This window comes from Clostridium sp. D33t1_170424_F3 (assembly GCF_015667585.1).
In the GTDB taxonomy this organism is placed as follows: Bacteria; Bacillota; Clostridia; order Oscillospirales; family Acutalibacteraceae; genus Anaeromassilibacillus.
Genome location: NZ_JADPEG010000035.1, coordinates 1 through 1,803, shown reverse-complemented (window position 1 = coordinate 1,803; position 1,803 = coordinate 1). Strand labels below are relative to the sequence as shown.

Below are 1,803 nucleotides of genomic sequence, written 5' to 3'. Positions count from 1 at the left end.
CTAAAGGGCCTTCAAAATTAAACAACGTTTAGAAAATCCGTTCCGTAATGCCTGACCTTGGATGTTAAACCAGCTTGTTTCATCTGGTTAAGTCTCCATAGAAAGGAGGTGATCCAGCCGCACCTTCCGATACGGCTACCTTGTTACGACTTCACCCCAGTCGCCAATCCTACCTTCGGCAGCGTCCCCCTTGCGGTTAGACTACTGACTTCGGGTATTACCGGCTCCCATGGTGTGACGGGCGGTGTGTACAAGGCCCGGGAACGTATTCACCGCGGCATGCTGATCCGCGATTACTAGCAATTCCAACTTCATGTAGGCGGGTTGCAGCCTACAATCCGAACTGAGACCGTTTTTAGAGTTTTGCTCCACTTCGCAGTATTGCTTCTCTCTGTTAACGACCATTGTAGTACGTGTGTAGCCCAGGTCATAAGGGGCATGATGATTTGACGTCGTCCCCACCTTCCTCCGTTTTGTCAACGGCAGTCCTATTAGAGTGCTCTTGCGTAGCAACTAATAGCAAGGGTTGCGCTCGTTGCGGGACTTAACCCAACATCTCACGACACGAGCTGACGACAACCATGCACCACCTGTCTCTACTTTCCCCGAAGGGCACCTAACATATCTCTATCTCGTTAGTAGGATGTCAAGACCTGGTAAGGTTCTTCGCGTTGCTTCGAATTAAACCACATACTCCACTGCTTGTGCGGGCCCCCGTCAATTCCTTTGAGTTTCAACCTTGCGGCCGTACTCCCCAGGTGGATTACTTATTGTGTTAACTCCGGCACGGATGGGGTCAGACCACCCACACCTAGTAATCATCGTTTACGGCATGGACTACCAGGGTATCTAATCCTGTTTGCTACCCATGCTTTCGTGCCTCAGCGTCAGTTAAGGCCCAGCAGGCCGCCTTCGCCACTGGTGTTCCTCCCGATCTCTACGCATTTCACCGCTACACCGGGAATTCCGCCTGCCTCTACCTCACTCAAGACCCACAGTTTCAATAGCAGTTCCGGGGTTAAGCCCCGGGATTTCACTACTGACTTGCAGATCCGCCTACGCACCCTTTACACCCAGTAAATCCGGACAACGCTTGCTCCCTACGTATTACCGCGGCTGCTGGCACGTAGTTAGCCGGAGCTTCCTCCTATGGTACCGTCATTATCTTCCCATAGGACAGAAGTTTACAATCCGAAGACCTTCTTCCTTCACGCGGCGTTGCTGCATCAGGGTTTCCCCCATTGTGCAATATCCCCCACTGCTGCCTCCCGTAGGAGTCTGGGCCGTGTCTCAGTCCCAATGTGGCCGTTCAACCTCTCAGTCCGGCTACCGATCGTCGCCTTGGTGGGCCTTTACCTCACCAACTAGCTAATCGGACGCGAGTCCATCTTTCAGCGGATTGCTCCTTTGATCACTATACCATGCGGTACTATGATGTCATGCGGTATTAGCGTTCTTTTCAGAACGTTATCCCCCTCTGAAAGGCAGGTTACTCACGCGTTACTCACCCGTCCGCCACTAAGTCAGAAGAGCAAGCTCTTCTGACTCCGTTCGACTTGCATGTGTTAGGCACGCCGCCAGCGTTCGTCCTGAGCCAGGATCAAACTCTCTAAAATATTGTATTTAATCGCTCCCGAAGAAGCGTTTAAATCATACTTCAGAGTCTTTTGAAAAGCTCTAAATACGATACACTAACGTGTATTTTTGTCGGTTTATGGTTCCGACAAACCTTCGTCCGAAAGTACTTCCCGCTCTTTCAAGCGGGCTTTTCTCTCAAAGTCATTACGGGTTCTTCTTTTCTTT

1 rRNA gene is annotated in these 1,803 nt (G+C 51.0%); it reads right to left on the bottom strand.

The annotated features are described in order from the left end of the window. Positions 1-101: 101 nt before the first annotated feature. Positions 102-1,616 (bottom strand): 16S ribosomal RNA (locus I4V53_RS13780). Between the last annotated feature and the right edge of the window lie 187 nt (positions 1,617-1,803).